Origin of the sequence: Allobosea sp. TWI1241 (assembly GCF_039673065.1) — a bacterium.
Lineage (GTDB): Bacteria > Pseudomonadota > Alphaproteobacteria > Rhizobiales > Beijerinckiaceae > Allobosea.
The window spans coordinates 14325-32149 of sequence record NZ_JBDJKW010000001.1 but is presented as its reverse complement, the minus strand read 5'-3'; the positions used below and the strand labels follow the sequence as shown (position 1 = coordinate 32149).

20 protein-coding genes are annotated in these 17825 nt (G+C 69.9%); 10 read left to right on the top strand and 10 right to left on the bottom strand.

Annotated features, from left to right (window positions below):
* Positions 1–8 precede the first annotated feature (8 nt).
* Positions 9–977: a heparan-alpha-glucosaminide N-acetyltransferase gene (locus tag ABE438_RS00185; protein WP_346500056.1), complete on the bottom strand. Its 969-nt coding sequence runs from the start codon at positions 975–977 to the stop codon at positions 9–11.
* A 160-nt stretch (positions 978–1137) separates the two neighbouring features.
* On the opposite strand from ABE438_RS00185, the gene ABE438_RS00180 reads away from it, so the two are divergent.
* On the top strand, positions 1138–1905 hold the full coding sequence (locus ABE438_RS00180) for an alpha/beta fold hydrolase (protein ID WP_346500054.1): 768 nt from the start codon (positions 1138–1140) through the stop codon (positions 1903–1905).
* Between the two features lie 184 nt (positions 1906–2089).
* Positions 2090–2938 carry a serine O-acetyltransferase gene (gene cysE / locus ABE438_RS00175; RefSeq protein ID WP_346500052.1) on the top strand — a complete coding sequence of 283 codons (849 nt, stop codon included), beginning with the start codon at positions 2090–2092 and terminating at the stop codon, positions 2936–2938.
* A gap of 7 nt (positions 2939–2945) precedes the next feature.
* On the opposite strand, the gene ABE438_RS00170 is transcribed toward cysE, so the two are convergent.
* Positions 2946–3827: a LysR substrate-binding domain-containing protein gene (locus ABE438_RS00170; RefSeq protein ID WP_346500050.1), complete on the bottom strand. Its 882-nt coding sequence runs from the start codon at positions 3825–3827 to the stop codon at positions 2946–2948.
* A 149-nt stretch (positions 3828–3976) separates the two neighbouring features.
* Between ABE438_RS00170 and ABE438_RS00165 the strand changes: the two genes are divergently transcribed.
* The gene (locus ABE438_RS00165; RefSeq protein ID WP_346500049.1) at positions 3977–5302 is read left to right on the top strand and encodes a serine hydroxymethyltransferase; all 1326 of its coding nucleotides are present in this window, start codon (positions 3977–3979) and stop codon (positions 5300–5302) included.
* A 124-nt stretch (positions 5303–5426) separates the two neighbouring features.
* Positions 5427–5639, top strand: a complete 213-nt coding sequence (locus ABE438_RS00160) for a DUF3126 family protein (protein WP_346500047.1) — start codon at positions 5427–5429, stop codon at positions 5637–5639.
* 27 nt (positions 5640–5666) lie between these two features.
* Here the strand turns inward: ABE438_RS00160 and ABE438_RS00155 are convergent, their stop codons facing one another.
* On the bottom strand, positions 5667–6395 hold the full coding sequence (locus tag ABE438_RS00155; RefSeq protein ID WP_346500045.1) for a hypothetical protein: 729 nt from the start codon (positions 6393–6395) through the stop codon (positions 5667–5669).
* A gap of 241 nt (positions 6396–6636) precedes the next feature.
* Here ABE438_RS00155 and ABE438_RS00150 point away from each other — a divergent pair, with 241 nt between their 5' ends.
* Positions 6637–7167 (top strand): gamma carbonic anhydrase family protein, encoded by a 531-nt coding sequence (locus ABE438_RS00150; RefSeq protein ID WP_346500043.1) that lies wholly within the window; start codon positions 6637–6639, stop codon positions 7165–7167.
* Between the two features lie 209 nt (positions 7168–7376).
* Here the strand turns inward: ABE438_RS00150 and ABE438_RS00145 are convergent, their stop codons facing one another.
* The 3 genes from ABE438_RS00145 to ABE438_RS00135 form a co-directional block, all read right to left on the bottom strand.
* Positions 7377–8015 (bottom strand): transglutaminase-like cysteine peptidase, encoded by a 639-nt coding sequence (locus ABE438_RS00145; protein ID WP_346500041.1) that lies wholly within the window; start codon positions 8013–8015, stop codon positions 7377–7379.
* Between the two features lie 394 nt (positions 8016–8409).
* Positions 8410–9024, bottom strand: coding sequence for a PilZ domain-containing protein (locus tag ABE438_RS00140; RefSeq protein ID WP_346500039.1), 615 nt, complete (start codon positions 9022–9024; stop codon positions 8410–8412).
* A 66-nt stretch (positions 9025–9090) separates the two neighbouring features.
* Entirely contained in the window at positions 9091–9666 is a 576-nt protein-coding gene (locus tag ABE438_RS00135; RefSeq protein ID WP_346500037.1) for a PAS domain-containing protein, read from the bottom strand.
* Positions 9667–10032: 366 nt separating this feature from the next.
* On the opposite strand from ABE438_RS00135, the gene ABE438_RS00130 reads away from it, so the two are divergent.
* Entirely contained in the window at positions 10033–10854 is an 822-nt protein-coding gene (locus tag ABE438_RS00130) for a rhomboid family intramembrane serine protease (protein WP_346500035.1), read from the top strand.
* Between the two features lie 181 nt (positions 10855–11035).
* Positions 11036–11467, top strand: coding sequence for a CBS domain-containing protein (locus ABE438_RS00125; protein ID WP_346500034.1), 432 nt, complete (start codon positions 11036–11038; stop codon positions 11465–11467).
* A gap of 11 nt (positions 11468–11478) precedes the next feature.
* Here the strand turns inward: ABE438_RS00125 and ABE438_RS00120 are convergent, their stop codons facing one another.
* From ABE438_RS00120 to folE, 3 genes are all read right to left on the bottom strand, one after another.
* Positions 11479–12495, bottom strand: a complete 1017-nt coding sequence (locus tag ABE438_RS00120; RefSeq protein WP_346500032.1) for a patatin-like phospholipase family protein — start codon at positions 12493–12495, stop codon at positions 11479–11481.
* A 146-nt stretch (positions 12496–12641) separates the two neighbouring features.
* Positions 12642–13046, bottom strand: coding sequence for a phosphoribosyl-AMP cyclohydrolase (hisI, locus tag ABE438_RS00115; RefSeq protein ID WP_346500030.1), 405 nt, complete (start codon positions 13044–13046; stop codon positions 12642–12644).
* Positions 13047–13092: 46 nt separating this feature from the next.
* The gene (gene folE, locus ABE438_RS00110; RefSeq protein ID WP_346500029.1) at positions 13093–13734 is read right to left on the bottom strand and encodes a GTP cyclohydrolase I FolE; all 642 of its coding nucleotides are present in this window, start codon (positions 13732–13734) and stop codon (positions 13093–13095) included.
* A 149-nt stretch (positions 13735–13883) separates the two neighbouring features.
* Here folE and ABE438_RS00105 point away from each other — a divergent pair, with 149 nt between their 5' ends.
* Complete coding sequence (locus ABE438_RS00105; protein WP_346500027.1) at positions 13884–14336, top strand: iron-sulfur cluster assembly scaffold protein; 453 nt, start codon at positions 13884–13886, stop codon at positions 14334–14336.
* 19 nt (positions 14337–14355) lie between these two features.
* Here ABE438_RS00105 and ABE438_RS00100 read toward each other — a convergent pair whose 3' ends face one another.
* Entirely contained in the window at positions 14356–15081 is a 726-nt protein-coding gene (locus ABE438_RS00100; RefSeq protein ID WP_346500026.1) for a phosphatase PAP2 family protein, read from the bottom strand.
* A 102-nt stretch (positions 15082–15183) separates the two neighbouring features.
* Here ABE438_RS00100 and yidD point away from each other — a divergent pair, with 102 nt between their 5' ends.
* Positions 15184–15510, top strand: a complete 327-nt coding sequence (yidD, locus tag ABE438_RS00095) for a membrane protein insertion efficiency factor YidD (protein ID WP_346500024.1) — start codon at positions 15184–15186, stop codon at positions 15508–15510.
* Positions 15511–15711: 201 nt separating this feature from the next.
* Positions 15712–17709, top strand: coding sequence for a threonine--tRNA ligase (gene thrS, locus ABE438_RS00090; RefSeq protein WP_346500022.1), 1998 nt, complete (start codon positions 15712–15714; stop codon positions 17707–17709).
* The last annotated feature ends 116 nt before the right edge of the window (positions 17710–17825 follow it).

Genomic DNA, 17825 nt, shown 5'->3' with positions numbered 1-17825 from the left:
CTCGCCGCTCAGCGCTGCCGGGCGCAGCTCAGCCCGATCTCGCGGGCCTTCTCGGTGTCGGCCTGGCTGAGCGCGTCGGCCAGCACCTTCTGCCAGAGATTGGCCTCCTTCAGTCCGGTCATCGAGCAGGAGCAGACGCGCTCGCAGGCCTCCTTCGAAGAGCCGGTGGCGACGCAGCTGCGCTGGCAGGCGGTGAGGAAGGGCGCGGCCTCGGCATCGGCGGTAGGCAGGCTCGGCCCGGCGAAATGCATGAAGGCCAGCAGCGCGCCGATGAAGAGCGGCTGGTGCACGAGGTAGACGAAGAGGCTGTTGCGGCCGGCGAGCGAGACGAGCCGTGCCGGCGGCGAACCAGCCCGCCAGGCGGCCCAGCCGCCCTCGGGCGCCCGTGCCAGCGCGAGGCGGGCCAGCGCCATGCCGGCGAGCACGCAGCCGAACCAGGGGAAGAGCGGCACGAAATCGGCAGTGCGCGGCACCGGGCCGAAGCCGAGCCAGGACAGCCAGACCTGGTCGAAGACGGCGTTGCCGAGCGCGAAGGGCAGGGCGAAGACCAAGACAGCCGCGAGTGCGATCGCGAGCGTCGGCAGGCACAGGAAGGGCAGCGCCAGCACGCTCGCCACGGCGATGTGGTGCAGGATGCCGAAGAAGATGAAATTGTCGGGGACCGCGTACCAGGTCGCGAAGGTGACCAGAGCTGCGGCGCCGGCCACCAGCGCCAGGCGGCGCAGATAGGCCTCGAGATCGAAGCCGCGCCGCGTCGCCAGCACCAGGCTGAAGCCGACGATCGCCAGGAAGGAGCCCGCGATCAGCCGCGCGAAGATCTGCCAGCCGCGATGGGCGACGACATCGGTGTCGATCAGGCGGAAGAAGGAGAGGTCGTAGGCGAAATGGTAGACGAACATCGCCAGCAGCGCGATGCCGCGGCCGAGATCGACCAGTTCGATGCGGCCGCCGGCCGGTGCGTGGGTGCGTTCGCTCATGCCCTCGTCATAAGCGGCGCGGGGGTGGCGGGGAAGGGGCCTCGCGCCGCCGCCCGAGGGCGCGGCGTCAGGGCGGCATGAGCGGGGCGTGCTGTTCAAAGCGGTTCGCACATGGCAGAGCTTTCCGCATCCTTCCCGACGATCCGTGTGGCGTGACGAGATGCAGAGCTTCGATTCGGACGGCGTGACCATCGCCTATCAGGACCTGGCGCCGACCGCCGAGGGCAGCGGCGACCCGATCCTGCTGATCCACGGCTTCGCCTCGAGCCATGCCGTGAACTGGGTCAACACCCAGTGGACGAAGACGCTCACCCATGACGGGCGCCGCGTCGTGCTGTTCGACAATCGCGGCCATGGCCGCAGCGAGAAGCTCTACGATCCGGCGCTCTACCATTCCGACCTGATGGCGGAGGATGCGCGCCGGCTGCTCGACCATCTCGGCATCGAGAGGGCCGATGTGATGGGCTATTCCATGGGCGCGCGCATCTCCGCGCATCTGGCGCTGGCGCATCCGCAGCGCGTGCGCTCGCTGCTGCTCGGCGGCCTCGGCATCCATCTCGTGCAGGGCGTCGGCCTGCCGCTCGGCATCGCCGATGCGATGGAGGCGCCGTCGCTGGCTGACCTGACCGATCCGATGCAGCGCATGTTCCGGGCGTTCGCCGAGAATACCGGCAGCGACCTCAAGGCGCTGGCCGCCTGCATTCGCGGCACCCGCCAGACGCTGAGCGAGGCCGATGTCGCCCGCATCGCGATGCCGACCCTGATCAGCGTCGGTACGCGCGACGAGGTCTCGGGCTCGGGGCCGGAACTCGCGGCGCTGATCCCGGGGGCGGAGTTCTTCCCGATCGAGGGGCGCGACCACAATCTCGCGGTGGGCGACCGCTCCCACAAGCAGGCGGTCGTCTCGTTCCTGGGCCGGCGGCCCTGATCGGCGCTTTTCGGAGAATGATGTTCTCCGGGCGTAGAATTTTATTCCATATCAAGGGCTTGTGGCGGGTATCTCACAGGTCGATTCTTGCCCTTCATAACTTGATTCAGCTAGAAGGCATCGCCACCTGACCTCGATGGGGCCTGCTTTCGCGGGCGCCGTCCGCCTTTCCGTGGAGAATGTCATGTCCGCCGGCCGCAGCAATGCCGAGATCCGCGACCTCGCCACGGGCCTGGACAGGGTCGACCCGGTCTGGACGCGCCTACGCCGCGAGGCCGAGGCGGCGATCGCCGCCGAGCCGGCGCTGACCAGCTTCATCCTCTCCAATGTGCTGAACCAGGGCAGCTTCGAGGAGGCGGTCGCCCATCGCGTCGCCGGCCGCCTGGCCCATCCCGCACTGCCGGCCGAGCTGATCGTGCAGACCTTCGACGCGGCCATCGCCGACGATCCGGCGATCGGGCTCGGCTTCCGTGCCGACGTGGTCGCGGTGCTCGACCGCGATCCGGCCTGCTACCGGCTGCTCGAGCCGGTGCTATACTTCAAGGGCTTCCACGCCCTGCAGACCCACCGGTTGGCGCACTGGCTCTGGCGCCGGGACCGGCGCGACCTGGCGCTCTATCTGCAGAGTCGCTCCTCCGAGGTCTTCCAGACCGACATCAACCCGGCCGCCCGGATCGGGCAGGGTGTCTTCCTCGACCACGCGACCGGCCTCGTCGTCGGTGAGACCACGGTGATCGAGGACAATGTCTCGCTGCTCCAGGGCGTCACGCTCGGCGGCACTGGCAAGCAGGGCGGCGACCGCCATCCCAAGATCCGCAAGGGCGTGCTGATCGGCGCCGGCGCGAAGATCCTCGGCAATATCGAGGTCGGCCAGTGCGCGCGCGTCGCGGCGGGCTCGGTCGTGCTGGCGGCGGTGCCGCGCAACACCACGGTTGCGGGCGTGCCGGCCAAGGTGGTGGGTGAGGCCGGCTGCGCCGAGCCGGCGCGCTCCATGGACCAGGTCGTCGCCGCCGGGCTCGGTGCCGGCATCTGAGCCAGCCTCAGGCCGAGGCTTCGAGCCAGTCGGCGACGGCGTCGCGGTTCGGATGCGGACGTGCGCCGGCGCTTTTCAGGATGCAGAGACGGTCGCCGCTCGGCAGCGGCCGGTCGAAGGGCGCCACCAGGTCCCGGCGGGCGAGATGGCGCGCCACCAGGCTGTGACGGCCGATCAGCACGCCGGCCCCGCCCAGCGCCGCGTCCAGCGCCAGCGCATAGAGCGAGTAGGAGGCGCCGCGGCCGGCATCGATGCGGCTTAGCCCTTCCGCGCGAAGCCACCGGCTCCAGTGATCGCGCCAGACCGAATCGTGCAGCAGAGGCATGCCGGCGAGATCGGCCGGAGCCGCGAGGCGCCCGGCCAGCGCCGGGGCGCAGACGGGAAGCAGCCGGTCCTCCGGCAGGGCCGAGGCGCCGGGGGGCGGCTCGTGCAGATAGAACAGCGCGAGATCGTGCGCCGCCTGCCTGCCGGCCGGCGGCTCCTCCATCGCGGAGATCGAGACCGCCAGCCCCGGAAACGCGGCTTGCAGCGCACCGAGCCGTGGCGCCAGCCAGAGCTGGGCGATGCAGGGCAGGGCCGCGATGGTCAGCGCGCGGTCGCCGCAGCTGGCCCGCAGCGTGCCGACGGCCTCGGCCAACTCGTGGAAGGCCGCCTCCAGCCGCGGCGCTGCGGCCTGCGCGGCGTCCGTCAGGCTGACGCCCTGCGGCAGGCGGCGGAACAGCGGCACCCCGACGAAGTCCTCCAGCCGGCGGATCTGCTGGGCCACCGCACCCGGCGTCACGCCGATCTCCTCGGCGGCACGGGCGAAGCTGCCGAGCCGGGCGGCCGCCTCGAAGGCGCGCAGCGCGTTGAGCGGCGGAAGCGGCTGGCGGGGCGGCCGGACTGACATGGCGAAGCGTGCCTCGGACGGGAGCGCGGCCGGAGTGACAGGCGCGAGGGCGAGATTTTCTCGGCCTCTGCGCGACGATAACTGGTTTGCGGCCGCCACGCCAAACCTGTCCAATGCCGGCAGGATCGAGCGGACCGACGGGGATTGCGATGACGGCGAAACTGGCACGGCGCGGCTGGGTGCCCGCGGCGAGCGAAGACTATGTGCTGGGGATCGCCGAGGCGGTCGCAGGCCAGGACCGGGCGGCGCGCGAGGCCCGCCTCGCCGGGCTGGTGGCGGAGAACCGCATCATCCACGAGCGCGACTGCGTCAACCTAAACCCCGCGACCAATGTGATGAACCCGCGGGCCGAGGCGGTGCTGGCGCAGGGGCTCGGGACGCGGCCCTCGCTCGGCTATCCCGGCGACAAATACGAGATGGGGCTCGAGGCGATCGAGCAGATCGAGGTGATGGCGGCCGAGCTGGCGGCCGAGGTCTTCGGGGCGCGCTACCCCGAGATTCGCGTGCCCTCGGGTGCGATCGCCAATCTCTACGTCTTCATGTCGGCTGCGAAGCCCGGCGAGGTGGTGATCGCGCCGCCGGCCTCGATCGGCGGGCACGTCACCCATCACGGCGCCGGCGCGGCCGGGCTCTACGGGGTGGTCACCCATCCCGCGCCGGTGGATGCGGCGGGCTATACGGTGGACGTGGCGAAGCTGCGCGAGGATGCGCTGCGGCTGAAGCCCAAGGTCATCAGCATCGGCGGCAGCCTCAACCTGTTCCCGCATCCGATCCGCGAGATCCGCACCATCGCCGACGAAGTCGGCGCGATCGTGCTGTTCGACGCCGCGCATCTCTCCGGCATGATCGCCGGCCATGCCTGGCAACAGCCGCTGGAGGAGGGCGCTCACGTCATGACGATGAGCACCTATAAGAGCCTGGGCGGCCCGCCCTCCGGCCTGATCGTCACCAATGACGCCGCTTTCGCCGAGCGACTCGACGCCATCGCCTATCCCGGCCTCACCGCGAATTTCGACGCGGCCAAATCAGCTTCGCTGGCGATCAGCCTGATGGACTGGCTCGAGTTCGGCCGGGACTATGCGGCGATGATGGCGGCCACCGCGCACAAGCTGGCGCAGGAACTCGCCGAGCGGCAGGTGCCGATCTTCGCCCGCGACGCCGGTATGACGACCTCGCACCAGTTCGCCATCGAGGCCGCGCCCTATGGCGGCGGGCAGGCGGCGGCGAAGACGCTGCGGGCCGCCAACATCCTGAGCTGCGGCATCGGCCTGCCGCTGCCGGCGGTGGCGGGCGACGTGAACGGCCTGCGGCTCGGCACGCCCGAGATCGTGCGCTTCGGCATGACGACGGAGCACATGCCGGAACTGGCGGGCTACATCGCGGAGGCGCTCTCTGGAGCGCGTGCGCCTGAAGCCATCGCCTCCGACGTCACCGCCTTCCGCCGCCGCTTCGACAGGCTGCACTACGTCCGCTGAGGGGCAGGTACCGGGCAAGCCGGGCCGCACTGGGCGGGGGAGGAACCGGCGCGGGCGGCCTCTGGCGGCTTGCTCTCACCCCCGCTGCGTGGCATCCGTCCGCGCTCAGCGAAAGGACCCTACCGTGGACAAGAAAGAACTGGCCAAGCTCGAGGCCTATCTGCGCCGCACGTTCTCGAACCTCAACATCAGCGTGCGGGCGCGGATGAAGAAGACCGACTCGGCCGAGGTCTATCTCGGCGAGGAGTTCATCGGCATCATCCATGTCGACGACGAGGACGGCGATCGCTCGTTCAACTTCACCATGGCGATCCTCGACGTCGATCTCGAGGACTGAGGCCTCAGGGCCTCTTCCCCGCGCCCGTCAGCGGACCAGCCTGTCGATGGAGCGGCGCACGCCGCCCAGCATCAGCTGCCAGTCGACGATGATCTTGCGCGGGAAGCGGATGTTCACGTCCATGCCGCGATGCCGGAAGGTGACGCGGCAGAGCTCCTCCGGGCCGCGCCCGGCGACCTCGACCGGGCAGCGGGCGGCGAAGCCCCGCCCGTCCGGGGCCGAGACGAAGAGCTCGTCGCTCTCGAAGGGCGAGCCCTTGCGGAAGGCGCGCACCACGAGCCCGCCGGGATTCGACCAGACGGTCGGCGTCAGGAAGCGGGCATAGACCGACAATTGCGTCGCCGGCTCGTTGACCTTGTCGGGCGGGCTCAGCGTCACCAGCAGCCGCGCCCGGCTGTCGGGCGTGACCGGGCCGAGGCTCGGCCAGTCCAGCCGCAGCCGCGCCATGCCGACCAGGCGGCCATCGGCGGAATCAGCGCCGGTGAGATTGTGCGGAATTGCCAGCGCCACATCGCCGACGCGCGCGGGCTCCAGCTCGGCGCCGGTATCGGGGCCGGGCCGCGCGGCATAGAGCGCGAAGCCGGTGCCGGCGAGGCCGGCCAGCAGGATCGCAGCCGCACATTTCAGCAGGAACCCGTCGGCGCTCGGCAGGGCCGGCATGGCCCGGCGGCCCAGCCGCTCGCGGATCGCGCCGGCCATGTCGCCGCGCATGGCATGGTGATGCGGATAGGCAGGCTGGGAGGCACGCAGGCTCATGGCGGGCTCGTATCGGCTGGTCAGGATCCGTCCGCGGCGCGTGCGGCGGTACTTCGCAGCCAGTAAGCCAGAGCCGGCTTAACGCGCCGTAAACCATACCGGCGCCGCCTCACCACCGTTTGCGGGGCTTCACTTTCGTGCGGACGGGCCCGCCGGCACGCGGGTCTCGATGCCCGGCGCGGCTTGACGACAGGGGCCGCGGGCCTGCACTCCTCCTGGGAAATCAAGGAGGACGACGCCCATGCCGCTCTACACGCTCGACGGAATCGCGCCCGAGACCCCGCCGGAAGGCACCTGGTGGCTGGCGCCCGATGCCCATCTCGTCGGCCGCGTGCGGCTGGCGCGCGATGTCGGCGTCTGGTTCGGCGTGGTGATGCGCGGCGACAATGAGTGGATCGAGATCGGCGAGGGCAGCAATGTCCAGGAAGGCTGCGTGCTCCACACCGATCCCGGCTGTCCGCTGCAGGTCGGCCCCGGCTGCACCATCGGCCATCGCGCCATCCTGCATGGCTGCATCATCGGCGAGAACAGCCTGATCGGCATGGGCGCGACCGTGCTCAACAAGGCGCGGATCGGCCGCAACTGCCTGGTCGGGGCCAATGCGCTGGTGACCGAGGGCAAGGAGTTTCCCGACAATTCGCTGATCGTCGGCTCGCCCGCCAAGGCGATCCGTACGCTCGACGAAGCCGCGATCGCGGGACTGCGCGCCTCGGCCGCCAATTATGTCGCGCGCTGGAAGCAGTTCGCCGCCGGCATGAAGCGGATCGACTGAAACGACGCCTCGCCCGGCAAGGCCCGCTCGAAAAAAAAAGAGCGGGCCGGCTCCCGGGGTAGGAGCCGGCCCTGGACGGTGCCCGGTCGGGGACGGGTGGGTGGGGACGTGACCGGACCTCGCCATTCCTTGGGCCGCTGCCTCGTGACAGGCGGCCGATCTCGGTCGATCCGGACCGGCGCGGGGCCGGTGCGGACCGGTTCTTTCGCTCAGCGCAGCGACGCCACGGTCGAGGTCGCGCGGCCGCCGAGCGAGGTCCAGGCGACGCGGTCCTGGGATTCACGCTTGACATAGGTGTAACCGGTCTGGCTCCACGGCAGGATCGCGTTGCGCTTGTTGTCGAGGATGAAGTCGCCGCGGTTGGTGCGGATCATCAGCACCGCATGGCCGGCGTTCTCCTCGTCGATCACGACGGTGACGCGCATGGCCCGGCGCGGGATGCCGGCCTCCGCCAGACGCTGGCGCTTCAGCAGGACATAGTCCTCGCAATCGCCCTTGCCGTCGGTCGGGATGTCCCAGCGATCGACCACGCCCCAATGGTCCATGTCGGTCACCGGCTCGATCTCGCGGTTCACCGAGAGGTTGGTCGCGACGATCGTCTTCCAGAGCTGCGGCGAGAGCTGGACCGTGTCGGCCTGGCGGCGGTCGACCGCGCACTCGCTCGGGGTGCGCTTGCAGAAATCCGTCCAGGCATAGGGCGCGCGGGCGTCGCCGCCGGCCTCGATCGGGGCGCTGGCGACCGGCAGGCCGGCTGCGCTGCGCGAGTCGGCCTGGGCGGCGAGGCTGCCGGCGACCAGCATGGCGCCGGCGGTGATGAGGGCGGTGGCGGTGTTGCGAACAGACAGCATGATGTCCCCTTTCCTTGTCCCGGGGACGACCATGGCGTTGGCCTGTAGAGATCACTTGAAGTGAAAGCGTGCAATTTTATCAAATTCAGCTTTCCTGATCTTCGGTCTTCTCAGAGAAAACCAAGTATAAAATCGACAGTAAGGATTTCTCGCGTTCCTGTTACGATTTGTGAACCATCAGAAACGGGTAAGGCTAAGCGTTTCTTCCGCTGCAGGTGACGCAACGACTCGCGGGGCCGCAGGCCGTGGCCATGGCGGGATCGGGCGACGGTCGCCCGGCGCTGCGGCTGCGCACGCAGGCTCCGCGTGCCCGCGGGGTGCGGGTGCGTTGCAGCGGGATCGGATGGTGAGGGGAGGGGGCTCGAGATCCGGCGGGCCGTGGCCGCCGCCGGACTCAGAGCTCGAGGTTCTCGCCGAGATCGTCGGCGGAGAGCGGGATACGGAACTCGGTGGCGTAGCCGCCGTCGAAGCGGCGCACGACGCGGGCCTGGGTGCTGCCGAGGCGCACCGGCGTGCCCATCGCGATCTCCTGGTCGGTGGCGAAGGCGGCGCCCGAGAGCGAGATGTCGAGAATCCGGACGGCGAATTCGGTGCCGTCCTCCAGCGCCAGCATGCAGCGCGGATTGCGCGGCACCACGCGCTCGTGGCGGCGGTCCTCGGGCAGGCCGAGCGCCTCGCGGTTGGCGAGCCAGGTCAGCTGCGCGGTGAACTTCTCACGCTTGCGGCTGGTGGCGGTGATCGTCATCGCGAAGCCGTCCGGCGTCAGGCGCACCGCCTGGCCTTCGACCCGGCCGAGATGATCGAGGTAGAGAATGATGCGATCGCCGATCTCGGGCAGCGTCGGCGCCACGAGGTGAAGGCCGCCGGGCGAGATGTCGGTGCTCTGGCAGGGGTATTCCAGCCGGTTGGGCAGCATGTAGCGGCCCAGCAGCACGATCTTCATGCGCTGGTGCCGCCTGCGCTCGGCAGGCGCCGATGCCTTCTTCGGGCTTGCTGGCGCGCTCGGCATGTGACGTTCCGGTGTCTTAACGCAGCACAGATTATGGCGCGCCGGTTAAGCGTTGGTTAGCCTTTTTCAGCTTCGGCCGCCGGGAAGCAGCATCAGCCTCGGCCGGGCCCGGGGCGGGGCGGCCTCGACCGGCGGGCGCGCGGGGGCGGCGTCGGGCCAGATCATCCTGAGCGAGACCATCCGCATGGTGTCGAGCGTGTCGAGACCGAGCCATTCCGGCGCTACGGCCGGCGAGAGTGCGCCGAGCACGCGGGCATGGGTGCGGCCGCGATAGCGCAGCGGCAGCAGCAGCAGCTCGAGGTGCAGCGGTTGCCCCTCGACCGTTTCGGCGGCGAGGCCGGCGACGGCACCGGCGCTCTCGTCCATCACGGTCTGCACCAGGCGGCGCATGTCGCCCTGCGCCTCGACGCCGGTCCATAGCGCCGCGAAGGGGCGCCCGCGCTGCTCGCGGCCGAACAGGGCGCAGAGCCGCGTGCCGGCCAGGCGGAAGACCGGGCCGATCTGGTCGTTCTCGAGCACGAAGGTGTCGGCCAGCGCATGGCGCAGCGCGCCGGGCTCGATCTCCCCGCGCTCGGGGGCGCTGCGTTCGCCGCGCAGCGTGTCCCAGTAGTCGAAAACCAGGCGAGTGCTCGGATTCTTCATGCGATGGTCCAGTCCGGTCTTGCGCCGCCCGACGCCACCGCAGACGCGTCCCGTTCCGGGTCGCAATCGTTCGAGGCGGGGACGTTCGGGGCCTTCCGCGAGAGAAGGACGCAGCACGCATGCCGTCTTGCCACGCGCCGGCCGCCAGGTGAGCGGGCAAGGGGTCGTTAGGGTTAACGAAGGGTTACCTTTGTGGATAACCGTTAAAACTGTCAGAGATCGTCAGGACGGCGTCGGCGCCGAAAGGCGCCACGCCACGAGACCGGGTGGGCCGGCGACGTGACCGGACCGGGGCTGGAAAAGGGGAGCGCCCGGCGCTCCCCTTTTCTGTTGCCACGGGGGCGGCCATGCGCCAGTGAGGCGGCGATGTCAGCGAACCCCGATCATCGACATGGCGGCCGGCCGCGCGAGCCGATCCTGAACCTGCCGGGCGCCGTGATCGGGCTGATCGCGGTCCTGGCCCTCGTCCATGTCGTGCGCGAGTTCCTGTCGGCGCAGGACGACTTCCTGGCGATGGTCCAGTTCGCCTTCGTGCCGGCCCGGATGACGGTGTGGTTTTCGCCCGACCGTCTGAACGAGGTGGTCGAATCGATCGGCGCGGCGGGCTCGACCGGCGTGGTGCAGCATCTGCGGCTGGCGCGCTTCCTGCTCGGCGACGGCGAGGGCTACCCCTGGACGCTGCTGACCTACGGCCTTCTGCACGGCTCCTGGCCGCATCTCCTGACCAATGTCGTCTGGCTCGCGGCCTTCGGCAGCCCGGTGGCGCGCAGGCTCGGCCCCATGCGCTTCCTGCTGCTCTTCGCTGCGGCGACGATCGGCGGGGCGCTGCTGCACTGGTGGGCGCGGCCGCTGGAGGTCCTGCCGCTGGTCGGTGCCTCGGCCGGCGTCTCGGGTGCGATGGCGGCGGCGATCCGCTTCGTGTTCTCGCCGGGCGTGCACTTCTCCGGGCTCGGCGACGACGCGGCGGTGCGCGCGATCCCCGCCGAGCGATTCGGCGGCATCTGGCGGAATTCGCGGGCCTTGCTGTTCATCGTGGTCTGGTTCGTCACCAACATCCTGTTCGGGGCCGGGCTGGTGCCGATCTTCGGCGAGGAGAGCAGCATCGCCTGGGAGGCGCATATCGGCGGCTTCGTCGCCGGGCTCCTGCTCTTCCCGCTGCTCGACCGCGGGCCGGTGCGCCCGCGCTGAGCCGGGCCGCCGGCAAAGTGCGGCGGTCGCCGCCTTGCGAGCGCCGCAGAGTTCCATCACAGTTCACGCATCGACCGCGGCGCGGCCGGCCGGGCATGACGCCCGCACCGGCCTGCGCCGCGAGAGTCCCAAAGGCCATGAGCGCCGGTCAACGGCGCCCGAACAGTCGGAGGAACACTCGATGAACGTCGCCAACATCCTCGGAAACAAGGGTCGCGAAGTCGTGGCCGTGCAGCCCCATCGCACGCTGGGCGAGGCGGTGCGCACGCTCGCAGACAAGCGCATCGGCGCGGTGGTGGTCACCGATGCCGATGGCAGCCTGCACGGCATCCTGTCGGAGCGGGACATCATCCGCGCGCTCGGCGCCGGCGGCGCGGAGGCGCTGCACACGCCGGTCTCGCGCGCCATGACCGGCAAGGTCGTGACCTGCCGGCCGGAAACCAGCATCGACGAACTGATGGAGATCATGACGGTCGGGCGCTTCCGCCACGTGCCGGTGGTCGAGAACGGCCGGCTCGCCGGCATCGTCTCGATCGGCGACGTGGTGAAGCATCGCGTCGCGCAGATCGAGGCCGAGAGCCAGGCGATGCGCGACTATATCGCGATGGCCTGACGGCGCCGGCCTCAGCCGGCGGGCAGCCGGTTGGCGGCGATCACGGCGGCGATGTCGTCGAGCGCGCGCTCGGTCGCCTGGCGCCCGAGCGCGATCGCCTCGTCGGCACGATGGAAGTCGAACAGGCCGACGCGGCCGAGCTTCGGGCCGATCATCACATCGGGCGGATCGCCGGCGAGGCGCGAGCGCGAAATCCGGTCCTGCGTGATGTTGAAGGCGTCGATCATCACGCCCGCCAGTCCCGGCTGGCCGGCGTCGCGGCCGACGAAGCCGCGCATGCGCTGGCGTACCCCGCCGAGCCAACCTGCGGCGCGACCCTGCGGCGCCGGCTCCAGATCGGTGTCGGGATCGGCGCCATGGGTCTGGATCACGGTGCCGCGCCCGCCGATCTCTGTGTTCAGGTTGACGCAGAGCACGACGTCGGCGCCGAGCGCGCGTGCGGCCGAGACCGGCACCGGATTGACCAGCGCCCCGTCCATCAGCCAGCGCCCGCCGAGCTTCACCGGGTCGAAGACGCCGGGCAGGGCGTAGGAGGCGCGCAGCGCCGCGACGAGCGGGCCGCGCGTCAGCCAGATCTCGTGGCCGGTGCCGAGCTCGGTGGCGATCGCCGCGAAGCGCTGCGGCAGGTCGCCGATCTGCACGCCGTCGAGATCGCGGTCGAGCAGGCGGCGCAGGCGCTCGCCCGAGATCAGCCCGGCGCCGCCGAGATGGAAGTCCATCAGGCCGATGACGCGCCGCTTGGTCAGCCCGATGGCGAAGTCGGTCAGGCGGTCGAGCTTTCCGGCGGCGTAGCAGCCGCCGACCACGGCGCCGATCGAGGTACCGGTGATCACGTCTGGCGCATAGCCCGCCTCGGTCAGGGCCTGGAGCACGCCGATATGGGCCCAGCCGCGAGCGGCGCCGCCGCCGAGCGCCAGGCCGATGCGCGGATTGGGCGCGCGCGGCACCGGGTGGTTGCCGAGGTCGTTCATCACCGCTCCGCCGCCTCCCAGGCCGAAGGCCCGTCTGGCAATTCCGTCGAGCATCATCGGCGTGTCCCTCCGGTCGAAGGCCATGATCGCGCGCGATGATGAGTACAAGGTGAACGCCCGGCGCCGGGAGCGGCGGCCGGCCGGACGTTGCGCGATCTAGCCGCGTCGCTTGACGGAATGATGTCGCTGGCTGCGCCGGAGGCTCAGGCGAAGGCGAGCCCGGCATCGGCCGCGCCGCCGACAGGCTGGACGCGGTAGAAGCAGCTGCGGCGGCCGGTGTGGCAGCAGCCGCCGTCGCCGCCGACGCGGACCTTGATCCAGAGCGCGTCCTGGTCGCAGTCGACCCGCATCTCGACGATGGTCTGGAGCTGGCCGGAGGTCTCGCCCTTGCGCCACAGCGCCTGGCGCGAGCGCGACCAGTACCAGGCCTCGCCGGTCTCGATGCTGAGGCGCAGGGATTCAGCGTTCATATGGGCGACCATCAGCAGCTCGCCGGTGCCCGCCTCGGTGGTGACGCAGGTGACCAGGCCGTCGCGATCGAATTTCGGCGCCAGAACGAGGCCTTCCTCGAGTGCGGCCTTGTCGGAGAGGGTGGGGAAGCTGCTCATCTTGGTCTCCGGACGCGCGGCGGATGGGCGCCTGCGCAAGGGTCTCTCACAGCGCGGCCGACTTCACCATGGTGAAGAAGCGGATCTGCTCGGCAGGGTCGGCGCAACGGCCGCGATACTGCGTCGTCAGGGTCGACGAACCCTGCTTGGCCACGCCGCGCATCGACATGCACATGTGCTCGGCCTCGACCAGCACGGCGACGCCGGCCGGGCGCAGCGCCTCCTCGATCGCATCGGCGATCTGGGCGGTCATCGTCTCCTGCGTCTGCAGCCGCCGGGCGAACAGCTCGACGACGCGCGCGAGCTTCGACAGGCCGACCACGCCGCCCTGCGGGTAGTAGCCGATATGCGCCTTGCCGACGAAGGGCACCATGTGGTGCTCGCAATGCGAATGGAACGGGATGTCGCGCACCAGCACCATGTCGCGATAGCCCGCCACCTCCTCGAAGACGGTGCCGAGGATCTCGCGCGGGTCCTCGCCATAGCCGGCGTACAGTTCGCGATAGGCCCGCACCACGCGCTGGGGCGTGTCGAGCAGGCCTTCGCGCGCCGGGTCGTCGCCGGCCCAGCGGATCAGGGTGCGCACGGCGGCTTCCGCCTCCTCGCGAGTCGGGCCGGCGGAGGGCTGGCCGTCGGCCGGCAGGCGTTGCGCCCGCTCGACGGGTAAGGACTTAACCACGCTGTCCATGTGGTGCCTTCTTGTCTGGGCCGCTCGGCGGGCCGATGCGGCCTTGCGCCACTGCGGACGGGGGCGGCCGCCACGGTACTCCCGCAAGCGGCGCGCCCTCTCTATATTGGAGCGGCGGGCGGGTCGATCCACCCCCGCGCGGACAGGCCATGCTGAACGACATCTACAACAAGCGAATCCTCGAGCTGGCGGCGAACATCCCGCTGCTCGAACGCCTGCCGGCGCCGGACGCGACCGCGACGGCGCATTCCAGGCTGTGCGGCTCGACGGTCACTGTCGACCTCGCCATGGAGGGCGACGTGGTCACCGGCTTCGGCCATGACGTGAAGGCCTGCGCGCTCGGCCAGGCCTCGTCCTCGATCATGGCGCGCCATGTCGTCGGCGCGACGGCCGCGGAACTGCGCGAGGTGCGGAGGCAGGCGCTGGCGATCCTCAAGGAGAACGGCGCGCCGCCGGAGGGCAAATGGGCGGATCTGGCGGTGCTGCTGCCGGTGCGCGACTTCAAGGCGCGCCATGCCTCGACCATGCTGACATTCGACGCGGTGGTCGACGCGATCGGCCAGATCGAGGCGCGCCGGGCCGCGGCGGCCGGGCCCGGCTGAGGCGCCGGGCCGGCTTGCGTCACTTCAGGCCGAAGGCCTGGCGGGTCTCGTCGCGGGTGTCGTCGAAGCGGGCGCGGAAGGCCTTGTCCTCGAGCAGCGCCTTGGCGGCGGCGCGGCCGATCTTGTCGCCGGCGGTGAGGTCAGACGGGTAATGGAAGCCGCAGACCAGGCGACTTTCGTCATAGCTCTTGACCCGCTCCTCGAAGCGCTCGGCCAGCTCCGGCACGGCTTCCGAGAGTAGGGTGGCGTAGAGCGCGGCAGTCGCGGCGTGGGCGGAGGGGAAGGAGGTCCCGGTCGGCCGTGCGCCGGGGCAGGGCTTGACCCGGACCTTGTTCCACATCGCGAAGGGGCGGGTGCGGTTGGTCAGGCGCCCGACGCTGCGTAGCAGGATGGAGAGCTCGATCTGCGCCTCGCGCATCAGCAGGCGCGTCTCGCGATGCGTGTTCGCGACAAAGGCGTGGTCCATGCCTTCCAGGAAGGCGGCGAGCGTCTGGTACTGGTCGGCGATCGCCTGCTTCTCGCGCTCGGGCGTGCGGTTGCCGGAGATCTCCAGCACCGTCTCGAATTCGGCGCGGTGCTCGGGCGACTTGAGATCGGGCGGCAGGCCCATGATCTTGGCGACGTCGACCCGGTCGGAGTCGAGCCAGAGCAGATAGGGTCTCTGCTGCGCCGAGGAGGGCGTGGCGAAAGCCAGCAATGGGGCACAGAGAGCGGCGGTGAGGGCGAAGGATCGAACGCGCGTCATGTCCGGAGTCAACGAGGACGGAAACGGATGAAGGAGCGCCGGCACAAGCAAGCCATGCGATATCTGCCGGAAGATGTTGAACAAACCCTTTCCTGGCGGGCGATGGCCGCACGGGCGCCGCGACTCGGTGCGCATGCGATGATCCGCGGCTACCAGCTCAGCCTCTCCATGCTGATCGGCAGGCAGTGCCGGCACTGGCCCTCCTGCTCGGAATATACCGACGAGGCGATCATGCGGCACGGGCTGTGGGCGGGTGGCTGGATGGGGCTGGCGCGCATCTGCCGCTGCACGCCGCTCGGCACCTCCGGCATCGACATCGTCTGCGAGGAGGTGCCGGCCGAGGCGGCCTGGTACCGGCCCTGGGCCTATGGCCGCTGGCGCGGCGTCAACGGCCCGCCGCCGGAGGAGGATCAACCCATAGACCCGTGATGGGCGGCTGCCGCTTCTGCCGGCCCCGTCACCTCTCGACGCCCGCGAAAAGCGCCGCGCCGCATAATCGGCGATTGCCTGCGTCCGGGCGCTCGTATAGGCCGGGCCGGCGCGGGCCCCTCCGGATGCCGACCCGCGCGATTTCCAAGGCAGCCGGCCTTCTTACGGGGTTCGTATCCCCGAGTGAGCAGGAGCCGATCGATGACGATCTCCCTGACATTCCCCGACGGCGCCCAGCGCGAGTTTCCCTCCGGCATCACCGGCAAGGAGATCGCGGGCGGCATTTCCCCTTCGCTTCTGAAGCGCACCGTCGCCATGGCGCTCGACGGCACCGTCGTCGACCTCGGCGACGCGATCACGCGCGACGCGAAGATCGAGTTTCTCAACCGCGAGGATCCACGCGCGCTGGAGCTGATCCGGCACGACGCCGCGCACGTCCTCGCCGAGGCGGTGCAGGAGCTCTATCCCGGCACCCAGGTCACCATCGGCCCGGTGATCGAGAACGGCTTCTATTACGACTTCTTCCGCAACGAGCCGTTCACGCCGGAGGATTTCGCGCCGATCGAGAAGAAGATGCGCGAGATCATCGCGCGCGACAAACCCTTCACCAAGGAAGAGTGGAGCCGCGACAAGGCCAAGGACTTCTTCCGCGACAAGGGCGAGGCCTTCAAGGTCGAGCTGGTCGACGCCATCCCGGCCGACCAGACGCTGAAGATGTATGCGCAGGGCGACTGGATCGACCTGTGCCGTGGCCCGCACATGACCTCGGTCGGCAAGGTCGGCAACGCCTTCAAGCTGATGAAGGTGGCCGGCGCCTATTGGCGCGGCGACAGCAACAACCCGATGCTGACGCGCATCTACGGCACCGCCTTCGCCAAGCAGGAGGAGCTCGACGCCCACCTCAAGCAGATCGAGGAGGCGGAGAAGCGCGACCACCGCAAGCTCGGCCGGGAGATGGACCTGTTCCATTTCCAGGAGGAAGGGCCGGGCGTCGTGTTCTGGCATTCCAAGGGCTGGCGCCTGTTCCAGGAGATCATCGCCTATATGCGCCGGCGCCTTGCCGCCGACTATGAGGAGGTGAACGCGCCGCAGATCCTCGACAAGTCGCTCTGGGAGACCTCCGGCCACTGGGGCTGGTATCAGGACAACATGTTCGCGGTGAAGTCGGCCGGGGCGCTGGAGCATCCCGGCGATCCCGACAAGGACCAGCGCATGTTCGCGCTGAAGCCGATGAACTGCCCGGGCCATGTCCAGATCTTCAAGCACGGGCTGAAGAGCTATCGCGACCTGCCGATCCGGCTCGCCGAATTCGGGAACGTGCATCGCTACGAGCCGTCCGGCGCGCTGCACGGGCTGATGCGCGTGCGCGGCTTCACGCAGGACGACGCGCACATCTTCTGCACGGAAGACCAGCTCGCGGCCGAATGCATGAAGATCAACGACCTGATCCTTTCGGTCTACGAGGATTTCGGCTTCACCGACGATCTCGTCATCAAGCTCTCGACCCGGCCTGAGAAACGCGTCGGCTCCGACGCGGTCTGGGACCATGCCGAGGCGGTGATGACCTCGGTGCTGGAGCAGATCGCGGCGCAGTCAGGCAACCGGATCAAGACCGAGATCAATCCGGGCGAGGGCGCCTTCTACGGCCCGAAGTTCGAATATGTGCTGCGCGACGCCATCGGTCGTGACTGGCAGTGCGGCACGACGCAGGTCGACTTCAACCTGCCCGAGCGGTTCGGCGCCTTCTATATCGGCTCGGACGGCGAGAAGAAGCAGCCGGTGATGGTCCATCGCGCCATCTGCGGCTCGCTGGAGCGCTTCACCGGCATCCTGATCGAGCACCATGCCGGTCATTTCCCGCTCTGGCTGGCGCCGGAGCAGGTGGTGGTCTGCCCGATCACCTCGGAGGCCGACGCCTATGCCGAGGAGGTGACCATGGCGCTGCTCTCCGCCGGCCTGCGCGCCCGCGCCGACCTGCGCAACGAGAAGATCAGCTACAAGGTCCGCGAGCATTCGCTGGCCAAGGTCCCGGTCATCCTTGCCGTCGGCAAGCGCGAGGCGGAGGAGAAGACCGTGACGGTGCGCCGCCTCGGCAGCCAGAACCAGAGCGTGCTCTCGCTCGCCGACATGGTGGCCGAGCTGACGCGCGAGGCGACGCCGCCGGACCTGGCGCGCCGCCGGCAGGTCGCGTCGGCCTGAGCGATTCCGCAGCTCCGGCGCGAGCCGGCGTCGTGACATGACGCGATCCGGGACGGGCCTGCCTGTCCCGGATCGTTTCGTATCGGGGATTGGCTCGTCTTTGCAACGGCTTGCGG

What these genes read in the sequence shown, in the direction of transcription:
- ABE438_RS00185 (WP_346500056.1), bottom strand. Translation starts at nt 977, where the DNA reads ATGAGCGAACGCACCCACGCACCGGCCGGCGGCCGCATCGAACTGGTC.
- ABE438_RS00180 (WP_346500054.1), top strand. Translation starts at nt 1,138, where the DNA reads ATGCAGAGCTTCGATTCGGACGGCGTGACCATCGCCTATCAGGACCTG.
- cysE (WP_346500052.1), top strand. Translation starts at nt 2,090, where the DNA reads ATGTCCGCCGGCCGCAGCAATGCCGAGATCCGCGACCTCGCCACGGGC.
- ABE438_RS00170 (WP_346500050.1), bottom strand. Translation starts at nt 3,827, where the DNA reads ATGTCAGTCCGGCCGCCCCGCCAGCCGCTTCCGCCGCTCAACGCGCTG.
- ABE438_RS00165 (WP_346500049.1), top strand. Translation starts at nt 3,977, where the DNA reads ATGACGGCGAAACTGGCACGGCGCGGCTGGGTGCCCGCGGCGAGCGAA.
- ABE438_RS00155 (WP_346500045.1), bottom strand. Translation starts at nt 6,395, where the DNA reads ATGAGCCTGCGTGCCTCCCAGCCTGCCTATCCGCATCACCATGCCATG.
- ABE438_RS00150 (WP_346500043.1), top strand. Translation starts at nt 6,637, where the DNA reads ATGCCGCTCTACACGCTCGACGGAATCGCGCCCGAGACCCCGCCGGAA.
- ABE438_RS00145 (WP_346500041.1), bottom strand. Translation starts at nt 8,015, where the DNA reads ATGCTGTCTGTTCGCAACACCGCCACCGCCCTCATCACCGCCGGCGCC.
- ABE438_RS00140 (WP_346500039.1), bottom strand. Translation starts at nt 9,024, where the DNA reads ATGCCGAGCGCGCCAGCAAGCCCGAAGAAGGCATCGGCGCCTGCCGAG.
- ABE438_RS00135 (WP_346500037.1), bottom strand. Translation starts at nt 9,666, where the DNA reads ATGAAGAATCCGAGCACTCGCCTGGTTTTCGACTACTGGGACACGCTG.
- ABE438_RS00130 (WP_346500035.1), top strand. Translation starts at nt 10,033, where the DNA reads ATGTCAGCGAACCCCGATCATCGACATGGCGGCCGGCCGCGCGAGCCG.
- ABE438_RS00125 (WP_346500034.1), top strand. Translation starts at nt 11,036, where the DNA reads ATGAACGTCGCCAACATCCTCGGAAACAAGGGTCGCGAAGTCGTGGCC.
- ABE438_RS00120 (WP_346500032.1), bottom strand. Translation starts at nt 12,495, where the DNA reads ATGATGCTCGACGGAATTGCCAGACGGGCCTTCGGCCTGGGAGGCGGC.
- hisI (WP_346500030.1), bottom strand. Translation starts at nt 13,046, where the DNA reads ATGAGCAGCTTCCCCACCCTCTCCGACAAGGCCGCACTCGAGGAAGGC.
- folE (WP_346500029.1), bottom strand. Translation starts at nt 13,734, where the DNA reads ATGGACAGCGTGGTTAAGTCCTTACCCGTCGAGCGGGCGCAACGCCTG.
- ABE438_RS00105 (WP_346500027.1), top strand. Translation starts at nt 13,884, where the DNA reads ATGCTGAACGACATCTACAACAAGCGAATCCTCGAGCTGGCGGCGAAC.
- ABE438_RS00100 (WP_346500026.1), bottom strand. Translation starts at nt 15,081, where the DNA reads ATGACGCGCGTTCGATCCTTCGCCCTCACCGCCGCTCTCTGTGCCCCA.
- yidD (WP_346500024.1), top strand. Translation starts at nt 15,184, where the DNA reads ATGGCCGCACGGGCGCCGCGACTCGGTGCGCATGCGATGATCCGCGGC.
- thrS (WP_346500022.1), top strand. Translation starts at nt 15,712, where the DNA reads ATGACGATCTCCCTGACATTCCCCGACGGCGCCCAGCGCGAGTTTCCC.